The organism is Paracoccus tibetensis, from assembly GCF_900102505.1.
GTDB lineage: Bacteria > Pseudomonadota > Alphaproteobacteria > Rhodobacterales > Rhodobacteraceae > Paracoccus > Paracoccus tibetensis.
Genome location: NZ_FMVT01000001.1, coordinates 502,385 through 528,394, shown reverse-complemented (window position 1 = coordinate 528,394; position 26,010 = coordinate 502,385). Strand labels below are relative to the sequence as shown.

Sequence of the window (26,010 nt, the reverse complement as noted above, 5' to 3'; positions counted from 1 at the left end):
CACGAAAACGGGGCAAAGGGACACCTCATGCGGGCATTTCTTCTGTGGCTTTCAGCCTCGCTCTGCCTGGCGGCGCCGGCGCGCGCCTTCGAGACCACCGCGACCTCGGCCTGGGTCTATGACGTGGCCTCGCGGACGGTGCTGATGGAGAAGGATGCCGACATCCCCCTGCCCCCGGCCTCGATGTCCAAGCTGATGACGCTGACCATGCTGTTCGAGGCGGTCCGCGACGGCCGCGTCACCATGGACACGACCTTCCCCGTCTCCGAGCGGGCCTGGCGCATGGGCGGCTCGAAGATGTTCATCGAGCCCGCCGACCGGCCCACCGTTGAGGAGCTGATCAAGGGCATCATCATCAACTCGGGCAACGACGCCTGCGTGGCCGTGGCCGAGGGCCTGGCCGGCACCGAGGAGGCCTTCGCCCGCCAGATGAACGAGCGCGCGGCAGAATTGGGCCTGACCCACACGCATCTGACAAATTCCTCGGGCTGGCCCGATCCCGGCCACCGCATGTCGATGGAGGATCTGGGCCTTCTGGCCGATTACATGATCCGCGAGTTCCCCGACCTCTATCCCCTGTTTGCCGAGACCGAGTTCAACTACAAGGACCGCGTCCCCTCAAATGCGCGCAACCGCAACCCGCTTCTGGCCATCGGCACCGGCGAGTGGACGGCCGATGGGCTGAAGACCGGCCACACGCAGGAGGCCGGCTACGGCCTCGTCGGCTCGGCCATCCAGGACGGCCGGCGGGTGATCTTCGTGATCAGCGGCCTGCAATCGGACCGCGCCCGCGCCACCGAATCCGAGCGGCTGGTCAACTGGGCCTTCCGCGAGTTCACGATGCAGACGCTGGTTCCCGCGGGCTCGACCGTCGTCGAGGCGCCGGTCTGGCTGGGCTCGGCCTCGCGCGTGCCGCTGACGACCGAGGCGGGGGTGAACGTTCTTGTCCCGGCCGGCGCGCAGGACCGCGTGCGGGTCGAGGTCGTCTATGACAGCCCCATCCCGGCCCCAATCGCCAAGGGCGATCCCGTCGGCCGGCTGGTCGTGACCGTGCCCGGCAGCCGCGACGCGATCACCCCGCTCATCGCCAATACCGACGTCCCCGAGGCCGGCTTCGTCGGCCGGATGCGCGGCGCGGTGATGCAGCTGGGCCAGCGCGCCGTCGCCGCCACTGGCATCTGATGCTGATCAGCTTCGAGGGGATCGACGGCAGCGGCAAGTCCACGCAGGCCCGGCTTCTGGCCGAGGCGCTGACGGCCGAGGGGCGCGAGGTCGTGCTGACGCGCGAGCCCGGCGGCAGCCCCGGCGCCGAGGAGATCCGCCGCCTTCTGGTCGAGGGCGCCGGCGAACGCTGGTCGCCCGAGACAGAATGCCTGCTCTTCACCGCCGCCCGCCGCGACCACCTCGAGCGGACGATCCGCCCCGCATTGGCGGCGGGCAAGACCGTGATCACCGACCGCTTCGCCGACAGCACCCGCGTCTACCAGGGCGCGGCGCGGGGCGATCTGCGGCAGATGGTCGACCGGTTGCACGAGCTGATGATCGGCATCGAGCCGGACCGCAGCTTCGTCATCGACATCGACCCCGAGACCGGCCTCAGCCGCGGCCGCGCCCGCGGCGGAGCCGAGGACCGGTTCGAGAGCCTCGGCCTCGACTTCCAGCGCCGCCTCGCCGCGGGCTTTCACGCCCTCGCCTTGGAGGCGCCGGGCCGCGTGCGCTTGGTCGACGGCCGCGGCAGCCAGGCCGAGGTCGCCGCCCGCGTCCGCACCGCGCTGTGAGGCCCTTTTCGTGAAGACCGCCGTCGAGGACATCCCCGAAGCCGACCGCGTGCCCGGCGCGCCGCATCCGCGCCATGCGCCGCGCGTAATCGGCCAGGACGCCGCCATTGCCGCCTTCACCCAGGCCGCGCGCGACGACCGGCTGCACCACGCTTGGCTGCTGACCGGCCCGCGCGGCACCGGCAAGGCGACGCTGGCCTGGGCCATCGCCCGTTGGCTGCTGGCGGATGCGACCTCGCCCGACCTGCGCACCGATCCCGAGGCGCCCGAGGCGCGGCGCGTCTCGGCCCTGTCCGAGCCGCGGCTGCACCTCGTCCGCAGGCCCTGGGACGAGAAGGCCGGGCGCCTCTCGGCCCAGATCACCGTGGACGAGATCCGCAAGCTGCTGTCCTTCTTCCACATGAGCGCGGCCGAAGGCGGGCGCCGCGTTGCCATCGTCGACGCCGCCGACGACATGAACCCCGCCGCCGCCAACGCGCTGCTGAAGGTGCTCGAGGAGCCCCCGGCCGGCGCCGTTATCCTGCTGATCGCCCATCAGCCGGCGGGCCTGCTGCCCACGATCCGCTCGCGCTGCCGGACCCTGCGCCTGTCGCCGCTGAACCCGGCGCAGATGGGCGGCATCCTCGGCGATCTGGGCATTCACGAGGATGCCGAGCCGCTGGCCGAGCTGTCAGGCGGCTCGGTCGGCGAGGCGCTGCGGCTCGCGGGCCAGGACGGGCTGGACCGCTACCAGCAGCTCGTCGACCTCTTCGCCACCCTGCCCCGCTTCGACCGCATGGCGGCGGCAAAGTTCGCCGAGGGCGCCGCGGGCCGCGCCACGGCCGAGGGCGATCCCTTCGATCTGACCATCACCATCCTCGACCGCTTCCTGTCCCGCCTCGCCCGTGCCGGGCTGATGGGCGCGCCGCTGATCCAGGCGGCGCGCGGCGAGGCCGCGCTGATGGCGCGGCTGGCGCCCGACGATCTGGCCGCGCGGGCCTGGGCCGAGACGCAGGCGCATCTGTCGGCACGGGCCCGCACGGGCCGGGCGGTCAACCTTGACCCTGCCGCGCTGGTGATGGATATGGTCCTCGGGCTCGCGCAGCTGCCGCCCGCCCGCTCGGCACCACCCGGCAAAGGATAGGACATGGACAATGGCCCGGCCCTCGTGGACAGCCACTGCCACCTCGACTTCCCCGACTTCGACGGAGAGCGCGACGCCCTGATCGCCCGCGCCCGCGCCGCCGGCGTCACCCGCATGGTCACGATCTGCACGCGCCTGCGCAACGAGCCAGCCGTCCGCGCCATCGCGGAGGCGCATGAGGGCGTCTTCTATGCCGCCGGCACCCACCCGATGAGCGTCGCGGACGAGCCGATGGCGACGGTGGACCAGCTTGTCGCCATCGCGCAGCACCCAAAGATGGTCGGCATCGGCGAGACGGGCCTCGACTACCACTACACCGCCGAAAGCGCGGGCGCCCAGCAGGAGAGCCTGCGCCTGCATGTCGAGGCCGCGCGCCAGACCCGCCTGCCCCTCATCATCCACGCCCGCGACGCGGATGACGACATGGCCCGCATCCTGACCGAGGAGCACCGCGCCGGCGCCTACACCTGCGTCATGCACTGCTTCAGCTCGACCGCGGCCTTGGCCGAGGCGGCGCTCGACCTCGGTTTCTACCTCTCGATGTCCGGCATCGCGGCCTTTCCCCGCTCGGCCGAGTTGCGCGAGATCTTCAGGGCCGCCCCCCTCGACCGCATCCTGGTCGAGACCGACAGCCCCTACCTCGCCCCGCCCCCCCAACGCGGCCGGCGCAACGAGCCGGCCTATGTCGCCCACACCGCCACTGTTGCCGCCGACCTGTTCAGCCTGACCCCCGCCGAGTTCGCCGCACATAGCAGCGCCAATTTCGACCGCCTGTTCTGGAAGGCGGCATGATCCGCGCGACGATCCTCGGCTGCGGCTCATCGGGCGGCGTGCCGCGGCTCGGCGGGATCTGGGGCGATTGCGATCCGTCCGAGCCGAGGAACCGCCGCCGCCGCTGCTCGCTTCTGCTCGAGCGTCAGGGCCCGCGCGGCACGACCACTGTGCTGATCGACACCGGCCCCGACCTTGTCCCGCAACTTCTGGACGCGGGTGTCGGCCGGCTGGACGCGGTGGTCTACACCCACCCCCATGCGGACCACTGCCACGGCATCGACGACCTCCGGCAGGTCGTTTTCAACGCCCGCCGCATCCTGCCGCTCTGGGCCGACGCGCCCACGGCCGAGGCGCTGGTCAAGCGCTTCGGCTACGTCTTCGCAACGCCCGAGGGCAGCCAATATCCCCCCATCTGCGCCCTGAACCTGATCGAGGGGCCCGTCACCGTGGACGGCCCCGGCGGCGCCATCACCCTGATCCCCTTCCGCGTCCAGCATGGCGACATCACCTCGCTCGGCTTCCGCATCGGCGGCCTCGTCTACCTGCCCGACGTCTCGGCCATCCCGGACGCCGCCTGGCCGCTGATCGAGGGCGCTTCGGTCTTCATCATCGACGCCCTGCGCCCGCAGCCGCATCCCAGCCATGCCCATCTGGCGCTGGCGCTGGACTGGATCGCGCGCGCCCGGCCCGACCGCGCGATCCTGACGAACATGCATTTCGACATGGACTACGCCACCGTCGCCCGGCAGACGCCGCTCCATGTGGACCCCGCCTTCGACGGCATGCAGATCGAGGCGCCCGCCGAGAGTCCCGACCTGCCGCCGGCCCTGTGAGCGCGCTCGTCACAATCATCCTGCCGGTCTTCCTGGTGGTCGGCTTCGGCTATCTCGTGACCTGGCGCGGCTGGTTCAAGGAAAGCGCCGTCGACGGGCTGATGAACTTCGCCCAGAACTTCGCCGTCCCGGTCCTGCTCTTCGCCTCGATGGCGCGGCTCGACCTCGGGACCGAGTTCCGCGCCACGCTGCTCATCCCCTTCTATCTCGGCGCCTTCGCCAGCTTCGCCCTTGGATGGAGCGGCGCCCGCTACCTCTTCCACCGCCCGCCGATGGACTGCGTCGCGATCGGCTTCGTGTGCCTCTTCTCCAACTCGCTGCTCCTCGGCATCCCCATCACCGAGCGCGCCTACGGCACCGCCGCCCTCGACGGCAACTGGGCGATCATCGCGATCCACTCGCCGCTCCTTTACACCTTCGGCATCACGGTGATGGAGTTCACCCGCGCCCGCGGCCAGAACCTCTCGACCGGCCGCGTGGCGCTGCGCGCGCTGACGGGCGTGCTGCGCACGTCGCTGGTCATCGGCATCATGGCGGGGCTGACGATGAACCTCCTGATGCAGGCGGGCCTGGTGATGCCCGCGGCCTTCTGGGACGCGGTGGACATGATCGCGCGCGCCGCCCTGCCCGCCGCGCTTTTCGGCCTCGGCGGCGTTCTCTACCGCTACCGCCCCGAGGGCGACATGGGCGCCATCGCCATGTGCTGCGCCGCCAGCCTGATCCTGCACCCGGCGATCACCTTCGGCACGGCCCTCGCCCTCGGCCTCGACACGAACGGCCTGCGCTCGGCCGTGATGACCGCGGCCATGGCCCCCGGCGTCAACGCCTATCTCTTCGCCAACATCTACGGCGCCGCCCGCCGCGTCGCGGCCTCGGCCGTGCTCATCGCGACCGCCCTCTCGACCCTCAGCATCTGGATGTGGCTCACCCTCCTGCCCTGACGCCGCCCATCTTCTGTGCGGAAGTATCCTCGGGGGGTCCGGGGGGCGAAGCGCCCCCGGCCGCCGCGGGACGCAAGGACCAGCTCAGATCGGCACCCGAAGCGCCCCCAGAGGCTCCTCCAGCACCGTCTCCTCGTAGCCGAAATGCGAGCGGATCGCCCGGTCCAGCGCCTCGAACCGCGCCGCGCAGTTCGCGAAGACGTCGGCGCTGCGGTTCGCCACCAGCATCTGCGCAGCCGCGTGCAGATCGCCGATCAGGCGGTGGATGACCTCGTGCTCGGCCTTCAGCCGGGCGATGACCGGGGCCAGCACCGCCCCGCCCCGCTCGGCCAGCGAGGGGAACATCCAGCCCTCCTCGATGTCGTGGTGGTTCTGCAAGAGCGCGCAGTCCCGTCCGCAGGCGGTGCCGAACAGCGCGAAGTTCCGCGCCAGCTGCGTGCCGGCTACCGCCGGCGCCAGCGCCTCGGGCCCGGCCAGCTCATCCCGAATCTCGCCCATCAGCCGCGCCAGCGCCGACAACTCGGCCCGGTACATCTGGTGGATCGCGGCGAGGCGCCGGCCATGCGCACGCTCGGTCGTGGTGATGCCGGGATAGGCCGGCGGGCGGGGCCGCGCGGCCTCGTCTTCCAGTTCTTCGGGGGTCATCGCGGCGTGACGCCGCGGATCCGCTCGGACCGCCGCCGCAGCAGCTCGACCGTGGTGAGAAGCGCGATCGAGAAGACCACCAGCAGCGTCGCCACGGCCAGGATTGCCGGGCTGATCTGCTCGCGGATGCCGTTCCACATCTGGCGCGGGATGGTCTGCTGCTCGGGCCCGCCGATGAACAGGACCGCCACCACCTCGTCGAACGAGGTGACGAAGGCGAAAAGCGCGCCCGAGATCACGCCCGGCAGGATCAGCGGCATGGTCACCCGGAAGAAGGTCACCCGCGGATTGGCGCCGAGCGAGGCGGCGGCGCGGTTCAGCGACTGGTCGAAGCCGATCAGCGTCGCCGTCACCGTGATGATGACGAAGGGGATGCCAAGCGTCGCATGGGCCAGGATCACGCCCAGATAGGTGCCCGCCAGCCGCCCGCATTGCGGCTCGAGCCCGATCAGCACCAGCAGGTCGCACGGGTTCGAGTAGAAGAAGAACATCCCCGTGGCCGTGATGATCAGCGGCACGATCATGGGCGAGATCAGGATCGCCATGATCGTCCGGCGGAACGGCATCTCGGGCCGCGCGAGGCCGAGCGCGGCCAGCGTGCCCAGCACCGTCGCGACCAGCGTCGAGAAGAAGCCGATGATGATCGAGTTCTTCGCGGCCTTGATCCAGTTGGCGTTCGCCCAGGCATCGGACCAGAAGGCCCAACCCTCGGCCTGCGGGTTCTCCATCCCGAAATGCAGCAGGCTCTGATACCAGCGCAGGCTGAAGCCGTCGGGGTCAAGCGCGCGCATGGCGGGGGTGAAGGTGAAGAACGGCTCGGCGTTGAACGACAGCGGGATGATCACGATGATCGGCGCGATCAGGAAGAAGAAGATCAGCCCGCAGATCACCAGGTAGGCGTAGTGCCAGGCGCGCTCCAGCGGGCTTGCATAGGACGGAAGGGCCATGGCGCTATCCCAGCTTCAGGTTGTCGATGCCGACCATGCGGTCGTAGACCCAGTAGAGCACCAGCACCGCCGCCAGAAGCAGCGCCGCCAATGCCGCCGCCAGAGACCAGTTCAGGGTCGAGGTCATGTGCATCGCGATCATGTTGGAAATGAGCTGCCCGGACGAGCCGCCCACCAGCGCCGGCGTGATGTAGTAGCCGACCGCCAGGATGAAGACCAGAAGCGCCCCGGCCCCGAGGCCCGGCAGCGTCTGCGGGAAATAGACCCGCCGAAACGCGGTCCAGCTTGAGGCGCCGAGGCTGCGCGCCGCCCGGACATAGGACGGGTTGATCGTCCGCATCACCGAATAAAGCGGCAGGATCATGAAGGGCAGCAGGATATGCGTCATCGCGATGATCGTGCCGGTCTGGTTGTAGATCATCTGCAGCCGCCCGCTGGCGCCGATGATGCCCGTCCAGACCAGCAGGTCGTTCACCACTCCCTGCTGCTGCAGCAGCACCATCCAGCTGGTCGTCCGCACCAGAAGCGAGGTCCAGAAGGGCAGCAGCACCAGGATCATCAGAAGGTTCGACTTCCGCAGCGGCAGCGTCGCCAGAAGATGCGCGATGGGAAAGCCCAGCACGAAGGTCAGCGCGGTGATGACCAGCGACAGCCAGAAGGTCCGCCCGAAAAGCATGGTGTAGACGCGCTGCCGCTCGTCCACCTGCACGATGTTGCCTTCCGCGTCGCGGGCGCGGTCCACCGCCGCCAGGTAGAAGTTCGCGGTGACGGGGCGCGAGGCCTCGCGCATCACCGACCACAGCTGCGGGTCGCCCCATTTCTGGTCGATCTCGAGCAGGTTCTCGCGATAGGGCGGCTCGATCCCGCCCCGCAGCGCCCGCCCGGTCGAGGTGAAAAGCGAGCGCGTCCCCGACAGGTCATAGTTGATGCGTGTGCCGACCATGGCGACCGTGCGCGCCTCGGCCGCGGCGGTCAGGTCGGCGGCCAGCGCGGCCCAGGCCGCGTCATCGGGATCGGTCCCGCGCTCGGTCTCGGCGAACCAGGCCGAGACCTGCGGCATGTTGGCCGAGAAGCCCGCGTTGTAGAAGGAGCGCTGCAGCATCTGCCCGATCGGGACCACGAAGGTGATCAGGATGAAGGCCAGCAGCGGCAGCACCAGCAGGAAGGCGCGGCGGCGGGCGCGGCGCTGGCTGCGGGCCAGGGCGCGGGCCAGCGGCGTTCCGTCGGCAGAGGTCAGCGCCGCCGGCCCGCCCGAAGCGGTGGACACAACGGCGGCATGGGGATCAAGAGCGACATTCGCCATCAGCGTCGGGGCCCGTTCTTCCGGCAAGAGAGGCCGCCCCCGCGCCGCGCGCAGGGGCGGCGCGTGATCAGGACGAGGCGAGCCAGGCGTTGAACCGCTCGACCATCTCGGCGTCGCGGTCGGCCCAGAACTCGGGATCGTCCATCACGGCGTTCTCAAGCGCCTCGGGCGAGGTCGGCATGTGCGGCGCCATCTCGGTCACGCCGTCCTGGTAGAGCCCCACCAGCGAGGCCGAGGACTGGCGCGCCGGACCATAGGCGATGTAGCGCGCCTGATCGGCCAGCCGCTGCGTGTCCGTCGCGAACTTCAGGTACTCGACGGCGGCGTCCAGGTTCGGGGCGTCCTTCGGGATCACGAACATGTCCATGTCCATGTACTGCCCGTCCCAGATGATCTCGAAGGGCTGGTTCTCGGCGACCATCGCGTCGAAGACGCGGCCGTTATAGACGGTGGTCATGCTGACCTCGCCATCGGCCAGAAGCTGCACGGGCTGGGCGCCGGCCTCCCACCAGACGACATCGTTCTTGATCGTGTCGAGTTTCGCGAAGGCGCGGTCCACGCCCTCGTCGGTGCCCAGCACGTCATAGATCTCGGCGGCGGGCACGCCGTCGGCGATCAGCGCCAGGTAGAGCGTGCGCTTGGGGTTGCGGGGCAGGCCACGCTTGCCGGGGAAGGTCTCGGTGTCGAAGAAGTCGGCCGCGGTCTGGGGCATCTCGCCCTCGAACTTGGTCGTGTTGTAGGAAATCACCGTGCCCCACACGATGTTCGCGACGGCGCAATCCTGCAGCGCGCCCGGCACGAAATCGTCCACCGCGGGCGTTCCGTCCGGCGCGGCCGGCAGCATGGCCGGATCGATCTCCATCAGCGCGCCCTCGTCGCACAGGCGGATGGCGTCCGAGACCTCGACGTCGAACACGTCGCCGGTGACGTTGCCGGCCTCGACCTGCGCCTTCAGCGGGGTCGCCGGGTTGTCGGCCGCGATCATGTTGACGCGGATGCCGGTCTCGGCGGTGAAGGGTTTGTTGTAGGCCTCGACCTGGCTGGTCTCGTAGGCGCCGCCCCAGGAGACGACGTTCACCTCTTGCGCGGTGGCGGCGAAGGCGAGGCCGGAAAGGGCGGTGGACAGGATCAGAGTGGTCTTCACGTTGGTAGCTCCCCTTGGACTTGATCGGGCATTTTCGCCCTTGGTAATTGGTGGCTGTATTGGCTCAGGCGGTCGGTTCCAGCGCCCGCGCGTCCTGCGGGTGCCAGCCGATGCGGATGACCTGCCCCGGCTCCAGCCGGGTCTGGCCGATCGTGTTGCGCATCTTCATCACGAAATTGTCGCTGCCGGCGACGGCCAGCCGCGCGCGCAGGATGTCGCCCATGTAGACGACCTCGGCGACCTTCGCCTCGATCGTGTGGGCGCCGGGCGGCATCATCTCGGGCTTGAACTCGACCCGCTCGGGCCGGATCGAGACGGTGGTGCGCTGCCCCTTCTCGCGAATGTTGACGGCCGTGGCGTCGATGACCCCGCCGCCGTCCAGGCGCACCAGCGCCTTGTCGCCCTGAAATTCCTCGATAACGCCCGGCAAGCTGTTGTTCTCGCCGATGAAACTGGCGACGAAGCTGTTGCCGGGCCGCTCGTAAAGCTCGGCAGGCGGCGCGAGCTGCTGGATGCGGCCGTCGTTGAAGACCGCGATCCGGTCCGACATGGTCAGCGCCTCGCCTTGGTCATGCGTGACATAGACGACGGTGATTCCAAGTTCCTCGTGCAGGTGCTTGATCTCGAACTGCATATGCTCGCGCAGCTGCTTGTCCAGCGCACCGAGCGGCTCGTCCATCAGCACCAGCTCGGGATCGAAGACCAGCGCGCGGGCGAGCGCGATCCGCTGCTGCTGCCCGCCCGACAGCTGCGCCGGGCGGCGGCTGATAAAGCGGCCCATCTGTACCATGTCGAGCGCGCGCTTGACCCGCGCCTCGCGGTCGGGCTTGGCCATGCCGCGGACCTCCAGCGGGAAGGACAGGTTCTCGCCGACCGTCATGTGCGGGAACAGGGCGTAGTTCTGGAACACCATGCCGATGCCGCGCTTGTGGGGCGGGACCTGGTTGATCGGGCGGCCGGCCAGGCGGATCTCGCCATGGGTGGCGGTCTCGAAGCCGGCCAGCATCATCAGGCAGGTCGTCTTGCCCGAGCCGGACGGCCCGAGCATGGTCAGGAACTCTCCCTTGCCGATGGCGAGGTTCAGATCCTTGACGACAAGTGTCTGTCCGTCATAGCTTTTTTGCACATGCTCAAAGGCGACGAAAGCGTCGCCATGGCGGTCGTCCAGCAAAAGCGCTCTCCCTGGGTTTATATGGTTATTCAGCGCCCGGTCAGGTTACGCACCGGATCATGAAGCTGGCAATCCCATTTGCGACCTGTTCATGTCGCGCAGCGGCCTTGCCCCGCCCGCCTGCACCTCCGGTCCCCCGAGGATGCACCGACTGTGCACCGTTCGTGCACCGTGCTCCGGCCCAAACGGCAAAGAAAAAGCCCTGCCTGAATTTAAGGCAGGGCTTGGGATCACTCGGGGCGGCGGGTGCCCTTGCGATGCGGCTTGGCCGCCGCCTTGGGCTTGGGCTTGGCCCATGCCACCTTGCCCTTGGGCGCCGCCGCACCCTCCTTCTTCTTCCAGGCCTTCACCGGCCGGTCGGCCTCGGGCACGGGCGCGTCGTCCGGCACCCAGCCCCCGCGGGCCGACTTCACCCGTGCCTCGTGGCCCGCATCGCGCGGACGCGGGGCGGGCTTGCGCGCCGGACGCTCGGCCCGGTCGGCCCGCTCCCCCCGCGGCGCGGGCGCATCCAGCGAGGGCTGCCCGTCGAGCCGCGTCATCGTGATCTCGTCGTTGATCGCCGCCTCGGCCCCGAAGCGGTCCGCCACATCCGCCGCGACTTGGACGAAGCTCTCCTCGTGCCGGATGCGGATGGCGCCGATGCTCTCGCGGCCGATCCCGCCGGCATCGCAGATCTTGGGCAGCAGCCAGCGCGGCTCGGCGCGGCCGGTATGGCCGACCGACAGGCTGAACCAGACCGATTCGCCGAACTCCCGCGGCTCGCGCGGAGCGGCGGGCTCACGCACGCGCGCCGCCTGCGGCTCCATCAGCTCCTCGGGCGCCGGGCGCCCCTCGCGCCACAGGCGGATGAAGGCGGCGGCGACCTGCTCCGGCGACAGCTCGGCCAGCAGCTTGCCGGCCAGCTCGGCCTCCTCGCCGGCCTCAGCGCGCAGCGCCGGATGCTCCAGCATTCGCCGGTCATCCTCGGCCCGCACCTCGTCGGCCGAGGGCGCGTTGCCCCATTCGGCCACGACCTGCGCCCGCTTCAGGATGCTCTGCGCCCGCCGATGGTCCGCCGCCGGCACGATCAGCGCCGAGACGCCCTTGGCCCCGGCCCGACCCGTCCGGCCCGAGCGGTGCAGCAGCGTGTCGGGGTTCGTGGGCAGGTCGGCATGGATCACCAGCTCCAGCCCCGGCAGGTCGATCCCGCGCGCCGCGACATCGGTCGCGATGCAGACCCGCGCCCGCCCGTCGCGCAGCGCCTGAAGCGCGTGGTTGCGCTCGGACTGGCTCAGCTCGCCGGACAGGGCCACGACCTTGAAGCCGCGGTTCGACATGCGCGCCAGCAGGTGGTTCACGTTGGCGCGGGTCTTGCAGAAGATGATCGCCGTCTGCGCGTCATGCAGGCGCAAGAGGTTGAAGATCGCGGGCTCACGGTCACGGGCGGTGACGGAATAGGCGCGATAGGAGATGTCGCCATGCTGGCGCGCCTCGCCCATCGCGGCGATCCGCAGCGCATCGCGCTGGAAGTCGCGAGCCAGCGCCTCGATGGCCGGGGGCACGGTGGCCGAGAACATCAGCGTGCGCCGCTCGGCGGGGGCAGAACCCAGGATGAACTCCAGATCCTCGCGGAAGCCCAGATCCAGCATCTCGTCCGCCTCGTCCAGCACGGCCGCGCGCAGCGCCGTCATGTCGAGGCTGCCCCGCTCGATATGATCGCGCAAGCGCCCGGGCGTGCCGACGACGATCTGCGCACCGCGCTGAAGCGCCCGGCGCTCGTTGCGATAGTCCATGCCGCCGACGCAGGTGGCGATCTGCGCGCCGGTGCCGGCGTAAAGCCATTCCAGCTCGCGCGCGACCTGCAGCGCCAGCTCGCGCGTCGGCGCGATGGCAAGGGCCAAGGGAAGGTCCGAGGGCGGCAGAACATCGCCCTCCATCAGGTCGGGCCCGATGGCTAGGCCGAAGGCCACGGTCTTGCCCGAGCCGGTCTGCGCCGACACCAGCGCGTCGCGCCCGGCAAGTTCAGGCGCCAGCATGGCGGTTTGAACGGCGGTCAGGCTGTCATAGCCCTTGCCCGCCAGCGCCGCCTGAAGCGGCGCGGGAATGGTCATCTCTGTCATGGTCTCGCCAAGAACGGGGGTGCGGATCACCCGGTGAACGGCACCCCTCTTCGCGGATCGCGGCCCAGCACCCTCCCGGCCGCCCCGAAGCTGCGGAGCCAAAGAGGGGTCCCTACGCCCCCGCGCCGCGGAAGTCCAGCCTTCCTCCTGCTTTGGTCCCCAAATATCCCGGGGGGTCCGGGGGGCAGCGCCCCCCGGCCGGCGTGGGGACGCTAAGGCACCAGCCGAACCGGAATCCCCTTGGCCGCCGGCGTGTGCGAGGCGAGGTCGTAGCGCGAGAGCGGCGAGAGCGGGTTCAGTTCGGGGAAATAGCCGACGACGCAGCCGCGGGGCAGATCGTAGGCCACGATCTTCAGCCCGCCCACCTGCCGGTCGATCCCGTCATCGGCATCCGTCTTCAGCGCGATGCGCTGGCCTGCCTGCAGCCCCTCGGCCGCGATGTCCTCGGGCGACATCATGACGATCGTCCGCTCGCCCTCGATCCCGCGCAGCCGGTCCGACATGCCGTAGACGGTGGTGTTGAACTGGTCGTTCGAGCGCAGCGTCACCAACCTGTAAAGGCCCGGCGCGTCCTCGAGCCCCGTCGCGTCCAGGCATTCCGGCACGGTGAACTCGGCCTTGCCGCTCTCGGTCTTCCAGATGCGCTGGTTGGCCGGGTTGCCGCGGTAGAAACCGCCCGGCTGGTTCATCCGCGCCTCGTAGTCGGCGAACATGTCGGGCCAGGTCTTCTCGATGTCCGCGCGGATGCGGCTGTAATCGGCAAGCCACGCGTCCCAGGGCAGGCGCGGGTCCGGCGCCAGGGTGGCCTTAGCCAGCCCCACCACGATGGCGGTTTCGGACAGAAGGTCCTCGCTCGCCGGGCTGCGCTTGCCGATCGAGCCGTAGATATGGCTGAAGCTGTCCTCGATCGAGACCTGCTGCGGCCCGCTGTCCTGGATGTCCTCCTCGGCCCGCACGAGGCAGGGCAGGATGTACGAGACCTTGCCGGGCAACAGGTGCGTGCGGTTCAGCTTGGTCGCGACATGGACGGTCAGCGGCATCTTGCCCCAGACCTCGGTCACGCGGTCCTGGTCGGGCACCGCGCGCACCAGGTTTCCGCCAAAGCCGATATAGGCCTCGACCTCGCCCTTCAGCAGCGCCTCGAGGAAGGTGACGGTGGTCCAGCCCTCGTCCTCGGGGGTCTCGACGCCGAAGAGCTCACGCAGCTTGTCCACCGGCACCAGCTCGGGCTTCTCGGTGATTCCGACGGTACGCTGGCCCTGCACGTTGGAATGGCCCCGGATCGGCGTGCAGCCCGCGCCCTTGCGGCCGATATTGCCGCGCAGCAGCAGCAGGTTCACCAGCGCGCCAATCGCGTCCGAGCCGTGGACATGTTGCGTCAGGCCCATGCCGTAGATGCCCATCACCGCGCCCGCGCGGGCATAGACCTCGCCCGCGGCCTCCATCTGCCGCCGGGTGATGCCGCTGACCCGTTCCAGATCGTCCCACGAGGTGGCGCGGACCCAGTCCATCCATTCCTCCATCCCGTGCGTGTGCTCGGCGAGGAATGCACGGTCGAGGATGCCGCCCTCGGCCTCCTCCAGCGCCAGGACGTGCTTGGCGACCCCGGTGAGGGCCGCGATGTCGCCGCCCGGCTTCACCTGATAGTAGCAGTCCGCGATCTCGGTCGGCGCGCCGAGGGTCATCTGCCACGGGTTCTGGGGGCTGGCGAATTCCAGCAGGCCCTTCTCGCGCAGGGGGTTGAAGGCGATGATGCGGCAGCCCCGCTCGACCGCCTTCTGCAGCGGGTGCAGGATGCGGGGGCTGTTGGTGCCGGGGTTCTGGCCGGCATAGAAGATCGCGTCCACATGCTCGAAATCGTCGAAGGTGCAGGTGCCGACGGGCGATCCCACCTTCTGCTTGAGCCCGACCGAGGTCGTCTCGTGGCACATGTTCGAGCTGTCGGGCAGGTTGTGATGCCCGTAGGCGCGGGCATAGAGGCCGAAGAGGAAGGACGGCTCCAGCGCCGCCTTGCCCGAGACGTAGAAGCAGGTCTTCTTCGGTGTCGAGGCCTTCAGCCTGGCGCCGATGTCAGCGAAGGCCTCGGCCCAGCTGACCGCGACATAGCGGTCGGTGGCGGCGTCATAGCGCATCGGCTCGGTCAGCCGGCCCAGCATCTCGAGGTCGTGGTCGGACCATGTCGCCAGCTCGGCCACGCTGTGCTTCGCGAAGACCTCGGGCGTGCAGCGCGCGGTGGTCAGGTCCCACAGCGTCGCCTTCGCGCCGTTCTCGCAGAACTCGGCCGGGTGCGGGTTCGGCGGCTTGGCCCAGGCACAGGAGCTGCACATGTAGCCGGCGGGCTTGTTCTGGTTCTTCAGCGTCTCCATCGCCGAGGGCCGCGCCTTGGCGATCCGCGCGATCGCGGCCATGCCGCGCATCGAGCCCCAGCCACCCACGGGCCCCTCGTATTCGGCGGTCTCGATGGGATGGTCGTTGCTCATGGGGCACCTCGCGGCTGGCTGGGGCAAGCGGCGGCCGGGGCGGCGCGCCCCTGCCATCTCCCCGGCTCAACGGCGCGGCCCCCCCATTGTTCCCCGCCGCGCCAATGCAGAAGGGCGAGCCCCGCGGCACGCCCCTTCGTCGTCACGGTCATGTCCTAGGTGAGGTCCGGCACGGGCCGAGGTCACCGGCCCCGCCCGTCGGCGCGGCGGCTCAGGCCCGCGGCGCGCAGTAGCTCTGGCTCGAGGTCCAGGCCGCGATGTCGGCGCGCTTGGAGGCGTTGCGCATCGGCGCCCAGTCCCGGGCGACGCCGCGCCAGCCGCTGCCGTCGCGGGCCACGGCATTGTCGCGGCCGACTTGGCGCGACATGATCTTGACCGCGCAGGCCGCGTTGTCCGCGCCGTCCTTGATGTTGCCCGAACAGCCGTAATGCCGCCAGGTCGCCGGCGCGATCTGCATCAGCCCCAGCCAGCGCCCACCGCCGCCGGCGGCCTGCGGGTTGTAGGTGCTCTCGTGCTTGGCCACCGCCGACAACAGGCCGGCCCAGAAGGCCTTGCGGCCCGGCTCGGCCAGCTGGCGGTAGTTGGGGCAGAATTCCGAGATATCGGCGGGCACGTTCGACAGCATCGTCACGCCCTCGCGGTCCAGCGCCGCCAGCGTCGCGCGCGTCCACTCGTCCGAGCCGCGCCGCTCGTCCCACCGCATCGGCGGCTGCTCGGCCAGCGACATCTGCTCGGCGGCGGCGACATCGTCCTGCATGGCAGGGGTCGAGCAGGCGGCCATCAGGGCGAGGGCGGCGATTGCGGCAAGGGACGGGAGAACGCGCATGTGTGGCCTTGGGAACCGTTTCGTCGCGTCTGCATTACCCTAGGTAGATGATCTGGCAAGCCGGCCTCCAAAACGTGCGCGGGATCACGCCCTTGCGCCATTTCGCATGATCGGGAATCCGCCGATGGCCGGCCGGGCGGGTCATCTTCAGCTTCTTCTCACGCACAAGTCAGCTTCCTTAACGAGGCGTGAACGCCGCCGGCATGATTCGCCGCCCTTCCCGCAGGCGGCGCCACGGGCGCGCCGCGACCCGTGACAAGGCCGCAGCCTTGGCCTAGAAGGCGGACCAGCCGCCGCAGCGCAGACAAAGGGCCCGCCGATGCTTGACCACCTCTCTTATGCCGAACCCCAGCCCAAGGTGATCCAGGGCGCGAAAAGCGATTGGGAGCTGGTGATCGGGCTCGAGGTGCATGCGCAGGTCTCCTCCCGCGCCAAGCTGTTCTCCGGCGCCTCGACCGAGTTCGGGTCCGAGCCGAACAGCAACGTGGCCTTCGTCGATGCCGGGATGCCGGGGATGCTGCCGGTGATCAACGAGTTCTGCGTGGCGCAGGCGGTGCGCACGGGGCTGGGGCTGAAGGCCGCGATCAACCTGCGCTCGGCCTTCGACCGGAAGAACTATTTCTACCCCGACCTTCCGCAGGGCTACCAGATCAGCCAGCTCTATTATCCCATCGTCGGCGAGGGCGAGGTGATCGTCGACATGGGCCCGGGCGTCGCCCGCCGCGTCCGGATCGAGCGCATCCACCTGGAGCAGGACGCAGGCAAGTCGATCCACGACATGGACCCGACGATGTCCTTCGTGGACCTCAACCGCACGGGCGTCGCGCTGATGGAGATCGTCAGCCGCCCCGACATCCGCGGCCCCGAGGAGGCGGCTGCCTATGTCGCGAAGCTGCGCCAGATCATGCGCTACCTCGGCACCTGCGACGGGAACATGCAGAACGGCAACCTGCGCGCGGACGTCAACGTCTCCGTGTGCAAGCCCGGCGCCTACGAGCGGTATCAGGCGACGGGCGACTTCTCGCATCTGGGCACGCGCTGCGAGATCAAGAACATGAACTCGCTGCGCTTCATCCAGGCCGCCATCGAATACGAGGCGCGTCGGCAGATCGCCATCATCGAGGATGGCGGAACCATCGTGCAGGAGACGCGGCTCTACGATCCCGACAAGGGCGAGACGCGGTCGATGCGCTCGAAGGAAGAGGCGCATGACTACCGCTACTTCCCCGATCCCGACCTGCTGCCGCTCGAGATCGAGCAGGCCTGGGTGGACGACATCGCGACCCTCATGCCCGAGCTGCCGGACGAGAAGAAGGCGCGCTTCGTCAAGGAGCTGGGCCTGTCGGAATATGACGCGGGCGTGCTGACCGCCGAGGTCGAGAATGCCGACTATTTCGAGGCCGTGGCCGCGGGGCGCGACGGCAAGATGGCCGCGAACTGGGTCATCAACGAGCTGTTCGGCCGGCTCAACAAGGAGGGGTTGTCGGTGGCGGCATCCCCGGTCTCGGCGGCGCAGCTGGGGGGCGTGATCGACCTGATCGCCAAGGGCGACATCTCGGGCAAGATCGCCAAGGACCTCTTCGAGATCCTCTGGACCGAGGGCGGCGATCCGGCGGCCATCGTCGAGGCGCGCGGGATGAAGCAGGTCACCGATCTCGGCGCCATCGAGGCGGCGGTAAACGAGATCATCGCCGGCAATCCCGCGCAGGTCGAGAAGGCCAAGGCCAATCCCAAGCTGGCCGGCTGGTTCGTCGGCCAGGTGCTGAAGGCGACGGGCGGCAAGGCCAACCCGGCCGCCGTCAACGAGCTGGTCGCGAAGAAGCTCGGCCTCTGATGCGCCGCCGCCCGGGGGACATGCGATGAGCTACGAGTACACCGTCCTTCCGGCGCCGCTGCGCGCCGAGAAGGCGCCGGGCGCGAAGACGCCGACGGACCGCTACGCCCTGGCCGTGGCGGCTGAGCTGAACCGGATGGCGCGCGAAGGCTGGGAGTATGTCCGCGCCGACGTGCTGCCGAGCGAAGAGCGCAGCGGTCTGACCGGCCGCACGACCATCTATCACAACCTGCTGGTCTTCCGCCGCCCGCTGGCCGTCCGAGAGGCGCCCGAGGCCGCCCGGCCGATGCCGGAATACCCGGTGACCGCCTCGCCGGCGCAGCGGCCGCAGGCCACCCCGCCCCTGCCCGAGGCGGCGTCGCCCCTGCCCGCCGCGTCCGCGCCCCGGGTCGAGCCGGCAACCGATGCGGAACAGGATGCCGTGCCCCCTGCCCCGCGGACGCCGCCCGAGCGCTAGATCGCGGCCGCCATCTCGCGCGCGCCGCGCCGCACCAGCCCGTCCAGCGCCGCCGTCAGCTCGGCGGCAAAGCCTTGATCCTCGCGCAGCGCGGGCGGGAAGACCTCGCTCAACGCCAGAAAGCCCGCCACCGTCTCGGCCGGGTCGTCCCGCCACAAAGCGGCAAGGCGCGGGGCCAGCGGGTCCTTCACCTCGATCGGCGCGCCCTTCTCGTCCGTGCCCGAGGCGTAGCGCATCCACGCCGCTACCGCGAGCGTCAGGCCGGCGACCTCCCGCCCCGCCGCCCGCCCCTCGGCGATGGTGCCGAGGATGCGCTGCGGCAGCTTCTGGCTGCCGTCCATCGCGATCTGCCAGGTCCGGTGCCGGATCGCCGGGTTCTCGTAGCGCGCGGCCAGCGCCTCGGCATAGGCGCCAAGGTCCTCGCCCGGCGGGGGCGCCAGCGCGGGAATGATCTCGTCCTGCCAGAGCCGGCGGACGAAAGCGGCAAAGACCGGGTCGCGGGCCGTGTCGGCGATGGTTTCGTGCCCGGCCAGATAGCCCAGATAGGCGAGGCTGGAATGGGTGCCATTCAGCATCCGCAGCTTCATGTGCTCGAAGGGCGTCACGTCCGCGACCAGCTGCACCCCCACCGCGCCCAGATCCGGGCGGCCGGCGCAGAAGTCGTCCTCGATGACCCATTGCCGGAAGGGCTCGTGCATCACCGGCGCCTCGTCGCGCGCGCCCGTCAGCGCCTCCAGCCGGTCCAGATCGGCCGGCGTGGTGGCCGGCACGATGCGGTCGACCATGGTCGAGGGGAAGGCGCCGTTCGCCGCGATCCAGTCGGCCAGCGCCGGGTCGATCAGCCGCGCCAGGTCCAGCACGACGCCCCGCACGACGCGGCCGTTTTCCGGCAGGTTGTCGCAGCAGAGGACAGTGAAGGGCGGCAGGCGCGCCTCGCGCCGCGCCTGGAGCGCGCGCACAAGGAAGCCCGGCGCCGACTTCGGCAGCGGGTTGTCCAGATCATGCCGGATGTCGGGGTGGTGCTCGTTCAGGCGGCCGGTCGAGGGTTCATGGCAGTAGCCCTTCTCCGTCACCGTCAGGCTGACGATCCGCACCTCGGGCGCGGCCATCGCGTCAAGGACGGCCTGCGGGTTCTCGGGCGCGACCAGCACGTCGCGCAGCACGCTCACCACCTGCGGCGTCTCGCCCTGCGGCCCCAGCTCCAGCGCGGTATAGGCCCATCCCTGCGGGGCCAGCTTGTCGCGCGTGCCTGTCGATTGCAGCGAGACCCCGATGATGCCCCAGTCCCCGCCGGAGGCCTCCATCGCCTCGGCCACGAAGATCGCGCCATGCGCGCGGAAGAAGGCGCCGAGGCCCAGATGGACGATGCCGGCAGGCGCTTCGGACGGGGTGCGGGTCAGTCTAGCGGGCAAGCCAGCCTCCATCGACATTGAGGATCGCGCCGTTGACGTAGTCCGAGGCCGGGGCGGCCAGGAAGACGGCGGTCTGGGCGATGTCCTCGGGGCGGCCCCAACGGCCGGCGGGGATGCGCTCGAGGATCGCGCGGCTGCGGTCCGGGTCGGCGCGCAGGGCCTCGGTGTTGTTGGTCTCGATATAGCCGGGCGCGATGGCGTTGACGTTGAGGCCGCGCGCGGCCCATTCGTTCGCCATCAGCTTCGTCAGCCCCGCGACGCCGTGCTTGGATGCCGTGTAGGACGGCACCCGGATGCCTCCCTGGAAGGACAGCAGCGAGGCGATGTTGACGATCTTGCCCATGCCCCGCGGCAGGGCCGCCTTGGCGAAGGCCTGGCAGGTGAAGAACAGCGCCTTGAGGTTCGTGTCCATCACGGCATCCCAATCGGCCTCGGAAAAGTTCACCGCATCGTCGCGGCGGATGATGCCGGCGTTGTTCACCAGAATGTCGATGCGCTCGCTCGCGAAGACGTCGCGCGCGGCCATCGGGTCGGCGAAGTCCAGACGCAGCGAGCGGCCAGAGCCCATCAGCGCCACCGTCTCGTCGCAGTCGCGCCGGCCCGATGCGATGACCTCGGCCCCCGCCTGCGCCAAGGCCACCGCGATGGCTTGCCCGATGCCGGTATTGGCGCCCGTGACCAGCGCGGTGCGACCCTCCAGCGAGAAGGGGCTCACCGCAGGTCCTCCGGCTGGATGAAGTCCATGTCGGTATAGTCCACGTTGTCGCCGGCCATCGCCCAGATGAAGGTGTAGCCGCCGATTCCCGCGCCCGAATGGATCGACCAGGAGGGCGACAACACTGCCTGCTCGTTCGCGACGAACAGGTGGCGCGTCTCCTGCGGCTCGCCCATCAGGTGCAGCACGCGCGCCTCGGGGGCCATGCCGTGGTAGAGATAGGCCTCCATCCGGCGGTCGTGGAGGTGAGACGGAATGGTGTTCCAGACCGAGCCGTCCTCCAGCGTCGTGTAGCCGAGCACCAGCTGGCAGCTCTCCATCACCAGCGGGTGGATGAACTGCTTGATGGTGCGCTTGTTGCTCGTCTCCACCGCGCCCATGTGAACGTGCTTGGCCTCGGCCACGGTCACCAGCCGATGCGGCAGCGCCCGGTGCGCGGGGGCCGAGGTGATGTAGAACCGACCCTGCCCCGAGAAACTCACCGCGCCCGCGCCCATGCCGAGATAAAGAACGTCCCCCTCGGCCATGTCCCAGGTCTCGCCGGCGGCCTCGACACGGCCCGGGCCACCAATGTTCACAATTCCCATCTCGCGGCGGTCGAGGAAGGACGGCGTCTTCGTCTCCGCGATCTGGTCAAGGGTCAGGCTGGCGCCATTGGGCACCGCGCCGCCCACGACGAAGCGGTCGTAATGGCTGTAGGTCAGGCGGATCTCGCCCACGGCGAAGAGGCCCTCGACCAGGAAATGCCGGCGCAGCTGGGCGGTGTCCATGGCCTTGGCGTGGTCAGGGTGAACCGCGTGGCGGGTCTCGACATGGGTCATGGGTGGTCCTTTCAGAGGAAGTCGTCGCGGCGGGGGGTAAAGCTGTCAATCAGCACGCCCGATTCGAGGCAGAGGCAGCCGTGGACCGCATTCGACGGGATAACGAAGGCATCGCCCCGCGCGATCTCGAAATCGCGGTCGTCGATGGTGAAGCGGTAGCGGCCGCTTTCGACATAGGTCGATTGCACATGCGGGTGGCTGTGCAGCGCGCCCGCGTCGCCTTGGTTGAAGGCGAAGCGGACGACCATGAGGTCCGGCGCATGGGCCAGGACGGTGCGGACGGGATCGGGCATTGGGAAAAACCTCAGCGGAAGAGCGACGGCAGCCACAGGGACAGCGCGGGGATGTAGGTGACCAGCATCAGGGTCGCGAAGGCGGCGCCGTAGAAGGGCCAGATGGTCCGCATCGCCTGCCAGATGCTGATCCGCCCGACCGCGCAGCCGACGAAGAGGACCGCGCCGACCGGCGGGGTGCAGAGGCCGATGCCGAGGTTCAGGATCAGGATGACGCCGAAATGGACCGGGTCCACGCCGAAGGCCATCGCGACGGGCAGGAAGATCGGCGTGGTGATGACGATCAGCGGCGACATGTCCATGAACGTCCCGAGGATCAGCAGGATGATGTTCATCAGAAGCAGGATCACGATGGGGTTCGAGGACACGTTCTGCAGCATCTCGACCAGCTGGGTCGGCACGCGCAGATAGGCCAGCAGCCAGCCGAAACAGGCCGCCGTACCGATCACCAGCAGCACCATCGCGGTGGTGCGGACCGCGCCCTTGGTGGCCTCGACGAACTCGGACCAGGGCAGGCTGCGGTAGACGAGCGCGGTGATCGCCAGCGCATAGACCACCGCGATGTTGCTGCTTTCCGAGGCGGTGAAGACGCCCGAGCGCACGCCGCCGAAGATGATCGCGATGAGGATGAGGCCCGGCAGTGCCGAGACGAAAAGGATGCCCAGCATCCGCAGGCCGGGGAAAGGCTCGGTCGGGTAGCCCTTCTTGCGGGCAACCCACCAGGCGGCGATCATCAGCATCCCCGCCAGAACGAGGCCCGGAATGATGCCGGCTGTGAAGAGGTCCGCGATGGAGAGGCGCCCGCCCGCGGCGATGGAGTAGATGATCATGTTGTGGCTGGGCGGGATCATCAGCGCGATGATCGAGCTGACCACGGTGATGTTGACCGCGTAGTCGACGTCATAGCCCTTGGCCTTCATCTGCGGGACCATCAGGCCGCCCACTGCGCTGGCATCCGCCGCGGCCGAGCCCGAGACGCCGCCGAACATCAGGCTGGCGGTGATGTTCACCTGCCCGAGGCCCCCGCGCATGTGCCCGACTAGCGCGCCCGCCAAGGCCACGAGCCGGCGCGCGATGTCGCCGCGCACCATCAGGTCGCCCGCATAGATGAAGAAGGGGATCGCCATCAGCGCGAAGACCGAGATGCCGGAGTTCAGGCGCTGGAAGACCACCACCGGCGGCAGGCCCAGATAAAGCACCGTCGCGAAGCTGGCCGCGCCCAGGCAGAAGGCGACGGGCGTGCCGATCAGCAGGAGGCCGGCGAAGCTGCCGAAGAGAATCCAGTATTCCATCCTACTTCTTCCTCTCCAGCATGGCCTCGGCCCGGCCGGGCTCGCCCTGCGCGTCGCGGGCGCCGTCGCCCGCATCGTCCATGTCCCCGAAGCGCCGCGTCCGCAGGCCCGCGGCCCGGCGCAGGATGCGCTCGATCGAGAAGAGGACCAGCAGCACGCCGCCCCCGATCAGCGGCGCGAAATCCCACAGGCGCGAGATGCCGAGGCCCGGCACGAGACCGCTGGAGGCACGCACCGCGAGCTGCCAGCCGAACCAGACCATGCCGACGCCGAAGGCGGTGACCACCAGGTCCGACAGCGTGTGAAACCACGGCCGCCAGCTTTCCGGCACCACCATCAGGCCGACGTCGAAGGACAGGTGATAGCCCTCCTTCACGCCCACGGCCGCGCCGATGAAGATGAACCAGCCCATCAGCATGACGGCGGCGGGTTCGGCCCAGAACAGGCTGAAGCCCAGCAGGTAGCGAGAGACGACCTGCGCAAAGACGAAGGCGCACATCAGCACGAGGCCGATGCCGGCCAGCCACAGGCCAAGCTGCGCCAAGGCACCCGTCGCGCGGGCCATCGAGATCAAGGCGTTGCGCATCGCGCCCCCCAAGGAAAAGGGCCGCCCCACCGCCTGCTAGGGGGCGGGACGGCCCGAAGGCGTCACTCGGTCGCGCGGATGCGCTCGACCAGGTCCTGGGACTCGGGCGAGGTCGCGTATTTCTCGTAGACCGGGGCCATCGCGTCGATGAAGGGCTGCTTATCGATGCCCTCGACGATCTCGGCGCCCGCGGCCTCGACATTCGCGCGCGACGCCGCCTCGGCATCCGCCCAGAGCTGGCGCTGCGTGGTCGAGGAGTTGCGCGCCGCCTCGCGGATGATCTCCTGATCTTCCGGGGACAGGCCGTCCCAGGTGGTCTTCGACATCGCCACCAGCTCGGGCACCATCAGGTGCTCGTCCAGCGTGTAGTACTTGGCGACCTCGGCATGGCCCGAGCTGTCATAGCTGGGGAAGTTGTTTTCCGCCCCGTCGATGACGCCGGTCTGGATGGCCGAGTAGACCTCGCCATAGGGCATCGGGGTCGCGGTAGCGCCGAGGGCGTCCATCATGTCCACGAAGACGTCGTTCTGGATGACGCGGATCTTCATGCCCGCCAGATCCTCGATGCCGTTGATCGGGCGCTGCGAGTTGTAGAAGCTGCGCGCGCCGCCGTCGTAGAAGGCCAGGACGACCAGATCGCGCTCCTCGAAGGCCGCGCCGATCTCTTCGCCGATGGGGCCGTCCATGACCGCATGCATGTGGTTCACGTCGCGGAAGAGGTAGGGCAGCGAGAAGGTCTGCGTCACCGGCACGATGTCGTTGAACGTGCCGAAGGATGCGCGGACCATGTCGATCACGCCGAACTGCGTCTGCTCGATCGTGTCGCGCTCCTCGCCCAGCTGGGCCGAGGGGAAGACCTCGATGCAAACGCGGCCCTCGGTGCGCTCGCGCACCTCTTCGGCCATGGCTTTCACGCCCTCGACGGTCGGATAGCCATCCGGGTGGGTGTCGGACGAGCGCAGCGTCACCTCGCAGGCGGCGGCAAAGCTGGCAGAAGCCACAAGGGCCAGGGCAGTCGTGGTCAGGAACTTCATCTTATCCTCCCAGTGTGAAGCTCAGAGCTTGTAGGCCCGTTTCGCCAGGCCATAGGTCAGGTCGCGTGCGACCTCGGGCGCCTCGTCTTCTGCGAGGCGTCCCGTGGCGACCAGGGTCGCCAGATAGGAACAATCCACCCGCCGGGCGACGTCGTGCCGCGCCGGGATCGAGCAGAAGGCGCGGGTGTCGTCGTTGAAGCCCACGGTGTTGTAGAAGCCCGCCGTTTCCGTCGTCATCTCGCGGAAGCGGCGCATCCCCTCGGCACTGTCGTGGAACCACCAGGCGGGGCCGAGGCGCAGGCAGGGCCAGACGCCGGCCAAGGGCGCTAGCTCGCGCGCGTAGGCTGTCTCGTCCAGCGTGAAGAGGATCACGGTCAGGCGCGGGTCCATGCCGACCGCGTTCAGAAGCGGGCGCAGGGCGGCGACGTAATCGGTGCGGCCGGGGATGTCGAAGCCCTTGTCGCGGCCGAAGGTCGCCAGGACCTGATCCGAATGGTTGCGGCGCGAGCCGGGATGGATCTGCATGACCAGCCCGTCCTCGAGGCTCATCCGCGCCATCTCGGTCAGCATGTGCCCGCGAAAGGCGTCGGCCTCGTCAGTCGTGAACTGGCCGCGCAGGGCCTTCTCGAAAAGCGCGGCGGCGTCCTCCTGCGGCAGGTCCTCGGTCCGCGCCGAGGCGTGGCCGTGATCGCTGGAGGTCGCGCCGTGTTCGATGAAAAAGGCGCGGCGGGCGCGGTGGGCGTCCAGATAGCCCGCCCAGGTCGTCGTGTCGAAGCCGGTCTGCTCGCCCATCAGCGCGACGTTCTCGGCAAAGCCCGCCATCTCGGGGTCGATGACGCCGTCGGGGCGGTAGGCGGTCAGAACCCGACCCTGCCAGCCCGACTCGCGGATCATCCGGTGCCAGCGCAGATCGTCGGTGGCAGGCTCGGTCGTGGCGATGGCCTCGATCCCGAAACGGTCGAACAGGGCGCGCGGCCGGAACTCGGGCCGGGCAAGGCAGTCCGCGATGTGGTCGTAATACCAGTCCGCCGTCTCCGCCGTCAGGCGCCGGTCGATGCCGAAGACATGCTGGAAGCCGTGATCCAGCCACAGCCGCGAGGGCGTGCCGCGCAGCAGGTGGTAGTTCTCGGCGAAGAGCCGCCAGATCTTGCGCCCGTCGGCCTCGACCGGGCCGCCATCGACGCGCGGCACGCCCAGATCCGCCAGCGCGATGCCCTGCGAGCAGAGCATGCGGAAGACGTAGTGGTCGGGCGTCACGAACAGCTGCGCGGGGTCCGGGAAGGGCTGGTCCTCGGCGAACCAGCGCGGGTCGGTATGGCCGTGCGGCGACAGGATCGGCAGGTCGCGGACCTCGTTGTAAAGCGCGCGCGCCAAGTCCCTGGCGCGGCCTTCCAGAGGGAACAGGCGGTCTTCATCCAGCAGCGCCATGCGTCCTCCCCGACTCGCTTGCCAAGCTTCTGGTCAGCTAATATGCTAGTTTACAGGAGCGGTCAACAGGAGCC

24 protein-coding genes are annotated in these 26,010 nt (G+C 69.4%); 8 read left to right on the top strand and 16 right to left on the bottom strand.

Annotation, left to right across the window (positions count from 1 at the left end):
• Positions 1-27: 27 nt before the first annotated feature.
• From BLP73_RS02615 to BLP73_RS02590, 6 genes are read left to right on the top strand one after another with little or no spacing between them, the layout of a single operon-like run.
• Complete coding sequence (locus tag BLP73_RS02615) at positions 28-1,182, top strand: D-alanyl-D-alanine carboxypeptidase family protein (RefSeq protein WP_090739965.1); 1,155 nt, start codon at positions 28-30, stop codon at positions 1,180-1,182.
• A complete protein-coding gene (gene tmk / locus BLP73_RS02610) occupies positions 1,182-1,778 on the top strand; it encodes a dTMP kinase (protein ID WP_090739963.1) in 597 nt (198 codons plus the stop codon). Before BLP73_RS02615 ends, tmk begins: the two co-directional genes overlap by 1 nt.
• 10 nt (positions 1,779-1,788) lie before the next feature.
• Positions 1,789-2,901, top strand: coding sequence for a DNA polymerase III subunit delta' (locus BLP73_RS02605; protein WP_090739962.1), 1,113 nt, complete (start codon positions 1,789-1,791; stop codon positions 2,899-2,901).
• A gap of 3 nt (positions 2,902-2,904) precedes the next feature.
• Entirely contained in the window at positions 2,905-3,693 is a 789-nt protein-coding gene (locus BLP73_RS02600; protein ID WP_090739960.1) for a TatD family hydrolase, read from the top strand.
• Positions 3,690-4,508: an MBL fold metallo-hydrolase gene (locus BLP73_RS02595; RefSeq protein WP_090739959.1), complete on the top strand. Its 819-nt coding sequence runs from the start codon at positions 3,690-3,692 to the stop codon at positions 4,506-4,508. The genes BLP73_RS02600 and BLP73_RS02595 overlap by 4 nt, the downstream gene beginning before the upstream one ends.
• Positions 4,505-5,449, top strand: coding sequence for an AEC family transporter (locus BLP73_RS02590; protein ID WP_090739957.1), 945 nt, complete (start codon positions 4,505-4,507; stop codon positions 5,447-5,449). Before BLP73_RS02595 ends, BLP73_RS02590 begins: the two co-directional genes overlap by 4 nt.
• Positions 5,450-5,533: 84 nt before the next feature.
• Here the strand turns inward: BLP73_RS02590 and BLP73_RS02585 are convergent, their stop codons facing one another.
• From BLP73_RS02585 to BLP73_RS02550, 8 genes are all read right to left on the bottom strand, one after another.
• Positions 5,534-6,094, bottom strand: coding sequence for a hemerythrin domain-containing protein (locus tag BLP73_RS02585; protein ID WP_090739955.1), 561 nt, complete (start codon positions 6,092-6,094; stop codon positions 5,534-5,536).
• Entirely contained in the window at positions 6,091-7,041 is a 951-nt protein-coding gene (locus tag BLP73_RS02580; RefSeq protein ID WP_090739953.1) for an ABC transporter permease, read from the bottom strand. Before BLP73_RS02580 ends, BLP73_RS02585 begins: the two co-directional genes overlap by 4 nt.
• Positions 7,042-7,045: 4 nt before the next feature.
• The gene (locus BLP73_RS02575) at positions 7,046-8,344 is read right to left on the bottom strand and encodes an ABC transporter permease (protein ID WP_090739951.1); all 1,299 of its coding nucleotides are present in this window, start codon (positions 8,342-8,344) and stop codon (positions 7,046-7,048) included.
• Positions 8,345-8,411: 67 nt separating this feature from the next.
• On the bottom strand, positions 8,412-9,488 hold the full coding sequence (locus BLP73_RS02570) for an ABC transporter substrate-binding protein (protein ID WP_090739949.1): 1,077 nt from the start codon (positions 9,486-9,488) through the stop codon (positions 8,412-8,414).
• 64 nt (positions 9,489-9,552) lie between these two features.
• Complete coding sequence (locus BLP73_RS02565; RefSeq protein ID WP_090739947.1) at positions 9,553-10,659, bottom strand: ABC transporter ATP-binding protein; 1,107 nt, start codon at positions 10,657-10,659, stop codon at positions 9,553-9,555.
• Positions 10,660-10,889: 230 nt separating this feature from the next.
• Entirely contained in the window at positions 10,890-12,758 is a 1,869-nt protein-coding gene (locus tag BLP73_RS02560; RefSeq protein WP_090740085.1) for a DEAD/DEAH box helicase, read from the bottom strand.
• Between the two features lie 212 nt (positions 12,759-12,970).
• Positions 12,971-15,238, bottom strand: a complete 2,268-nt coding sequence (locus BLP73_RS02555) for an FdhF/YdeP family oxidoreductase (RefSeq protein WP_090739945.1) — start codon at positions 15,236-15,238, stop codon at positions 12,971-12,973.
• A 211-nt stretch (positions 15,239-15,449) separates the two neighbouring features.
• Positions 15,450-16,064: a lytic transglycosylase domain-containing protein gene (locus BLP73_RS02550; RefSeq protein ID WP_090739943.1), complete on the bottom strand. Its 615-nt coding sequence runs from the start codon at positions 16,062-16,064 to the stop codon at positions 15,450-15,452.
• A gap of 319 nt (positions 16,065-16,383) precedes the next feature.
• Here BLP73_RS02550 and gatB point away from each other — a divergent pair, with 319 nt between their 5' ends.
• Complete coding sequence (gatB, locus tag BLP73_RS02545) at positions 16,384-17,898, top strand: Asp-tRNA(Asn)/Glu-tRNA(Gln) amidotransferase subunit GatB (RefSeq protein ID WP_090739942.1); 1,515 nt, start codon at positions 16,384-16,386, stop codon at positions 17,896-17,898.
• A gap of 25 nt (positions 17,899-17,923) precedes the next feature.
• Positions 17,924-18,355 (top strand): DUF4177 domain-containing protein, encoded by a 432-nt coding sequence (locus BLP73_RS02540; protein WP_090739940.1) that lies wholly within the window; start codon positions 17,924-17,926, stop codon positions 18,353-18,355.
• Here BLP73_RS02540 and BLP73_RS02535 read toward each other — a convergent pair.
• The 8 genes from BLP73_RS02535 to uxaC form a co-directional block, all read right to left on the bottom strand.
• Positions 18,352-19,755: a mannitol dehydrogenase family protein gene (locus tag BLP73_RS02535; RefSeq protein ID WP_425415682.1), complete on the bottom strand. Its 1,404-nt coding sequence runs from the start codon at positions 19,753-19,755 to the stop codon at positions 18,352-18,354. The two genes, BLP73_RS02540 and BLP73_RS02535, sit on opposite strands and share 4 nt — an antisense overlap.
• Position 19,756: 1 nt before the next feature.
• Positions 19,757-20,482: a 2-dehydro-3-deoxy-D-gluconate 5-dehydrogenase KduD gene (gene kduD, locus BLP73_RS02530; protein ID WP_090739936.1), complete on the bottom strand. Its 726-nt coding sequence runs from the start codon at positions 20,480-20,482 to the stop codon at positions 19,757-19,759.
• Positions 20,479-21,303 (bottom strand): 5-dehydro-4-deoxy-D-glucuronate isomerase, encoded by an 825-nt coding sequence (gene kduI, locus BLP73_RS02525; protein WP_090739935.1) that lies wholly within the window; start codon positions 21,301-21,303, stop codon positions 20,479-20,481. Before kduI ends, kduD begins: the two co-directional genes overlap by 4 nt.
• An 11-nt stretch (positions 21,304-21,314) precedes the next feature.
• Positions 21,315-21,596: a cupin domain-containing protein gene (locus tag BLP73_RS02520; protein WP_090739933.1), complete on the bottom strand. Its 282-nt coding sequence runs from the start codon at positions 21,594-21,596 to the stop codon at positions 21,315-21,317.
• Positions 21,597-21,607: 11 nt separating this feature from the next.
• Positions 21,608-22,888, bottom strand: a complete 1,281-nt coding sequence (locus tag BLP73_RS02515; RefSeq protein WP_090739932.1) for a TRAP transporter large permease — start codon at positions 22,886-22,888, stop codon at positions 21,608-21,610.
• A gap of 1 nt (position 22,889) precedes the next feature.
• The gene (locus tag BLP73_RS02510) at positions 22,890-23,474 is read right to left on the bottom strand and encodes a TRAP transporter small permease (RefSeq protein ID WP_090739930.1); all 585 of its coding nucleotides are present in this window, start codon (positions 23,472-23,474) and stop codon (positions 22,890-22,892) included.
• A gap of 62 nt (positions 23,475-23,536) precedes the next feature.
• On the bottom strand, positions 23,537-24,508 hold the full coding sequence (locus tag BLP73_RS02505; RefSeq protein ID WP_090739928.1) for a TRAP transporter substrate-binding protein: 972 nt from the start codon (positions 24,506-24,508) through the stop codon (positions 23,537-23,539).
• A 21-nt stretch (positions 24,509-24,529) separates the two neighbouring features.
• Positions 24,530-25,936 carry a glucuronate isomerase gene (uxaC, locus tag BLP73_RS02500; RefSeq protein WP_090739927.1) on the bottom strand — a complete coding sequence of 469 codons (1,407 nt, stop codon included), beginning with the start codon at positions 25,934-25,936 and terminating at the stop codon, positions 24,530-24,532.
• Positions 25,937-26,010: the final 74 nt, after the last annotated feature.

Coding starts and splice junctions, on each gene's coding strand:
- BLP73_RS02615 (WP_090739965.1), top strand. CDS start 28: ATGCGGGCATTTCTTCTGTGGCTTTCAGCCTCGCTCTGCCTGGCGGCG.
- tmk (WP_090739963.1), top strand. CDS start 1,182: ATGCTGATCAGCTTCGAGGGGATCGACGGCAGCGGCAAGTCCACGCAG.
- BLP73_RS02600 (WP_090739960.1), top strand. CDS start 2,905: ATGGACAATGGCCCGGCCCTCGTGGACAGCCACTGCCACCTCGACTTC.
- BLP73_RS02595 (WP_090739959.1), top strand. CDS start 3,690: ATGATCCGCGCGACGATCCTCGGCTGCGGCTCATCGGGCGGCGTGCCG.
- BLP73_RS02585 (WP_090739955.1), bottom strand. CDS start 6,094: ATGACCCCCGAAGAACTGGAAGACGAGGCCGCGCGGCCCCGCCCGCCG.
- BLP73_RS02580 (WP_090739953.1), bottom strand. CDS start 7,041: ATGGCCCTTCCGTCCTATGCAAGCCCGCTGGAGCGCGCCTGGCACTAC.
- BLP73_RS02575 (WP_090739951.1), bottom strand. CDS start 8,344: ATGGCGAATGTCGCTCTTGATCCCCATGCCGCCGTTGTGTCCACCGCT.
- BLP73_RS02560 (WP_090740085.1), bottom strand. CDS start 12,758: ATGACAGAGATGACCATTCCCGCGCCGCTTCAGGCGGCGCTGGCGGGC.
- BLP73_RS02555 (WP_090739945.1), bottom strand. CDS start 15,238: ATGAGCAACGACCATCCCATCGAGACCGCCGAATACGAGGGGCCCGTG.
- BLP73_RS02550 (WP_090739943.1), bottom strand. CDS start 16,064: ATGCGCGTTCTCCCGTCCCTTGCCGCAATCGCCGCCCTCGCCCTGATG.
- gatB (WP_090739942.1), top strand. CDS start 16,384: ATGCTTGACCACCTCTCTTATGCCGAACCCCAGCCCAAGGTGATCCAG.
- BLP73_RS02540 (WP_090739940.1), top strand. CDS start 17,924: ATGAGCTACGAGTACACCGTCCTTCCGGCGCCGCTGCGCGCCGAGAAG.
- kduI (WP_090739935.1), bottom strand. CDS start 21,303: ATGACCCATGTCGAGACCCGCCACGCGGTTCACCCTGACCACGCCAAG.
- BLP73_RS02520 (WP_090739933.1), bottom strand. CDS start 21,596: ATGCCCGATCCCGTCCGCACCGTCCTGGCCCATGCGCCGGACCTCATG.
- BLP73_RS02515 (WP_090739932.1), bottom strand. CDS start 22,888: ATGGAATACTGGATTCTCTTCGGCAGCTTCGCCGGCCTCCTGCTGATC.
- BLP73_RS02510 (WP_090739930.1), bottom strand. CDS start 23,474: ATGCGCAACGCCTTGATCTCGATGGCCCGCGCGACGGGTGCCTTGGCG.
- BLP73_RS02505 (WP_090739928.1), bottom strand. CDS start 24,508: ATGAAGTTCCTGACCACGACTGCCCTGGCCCTTGTGGCTTCTGCCAGC.
- uxaC (WP_090739927.1), bottom strand. CDS start 25,936: ATGGCGCTGCTGGATGAAGACCGCCTGTTCCCTCTGGAAGGCCGCGCC.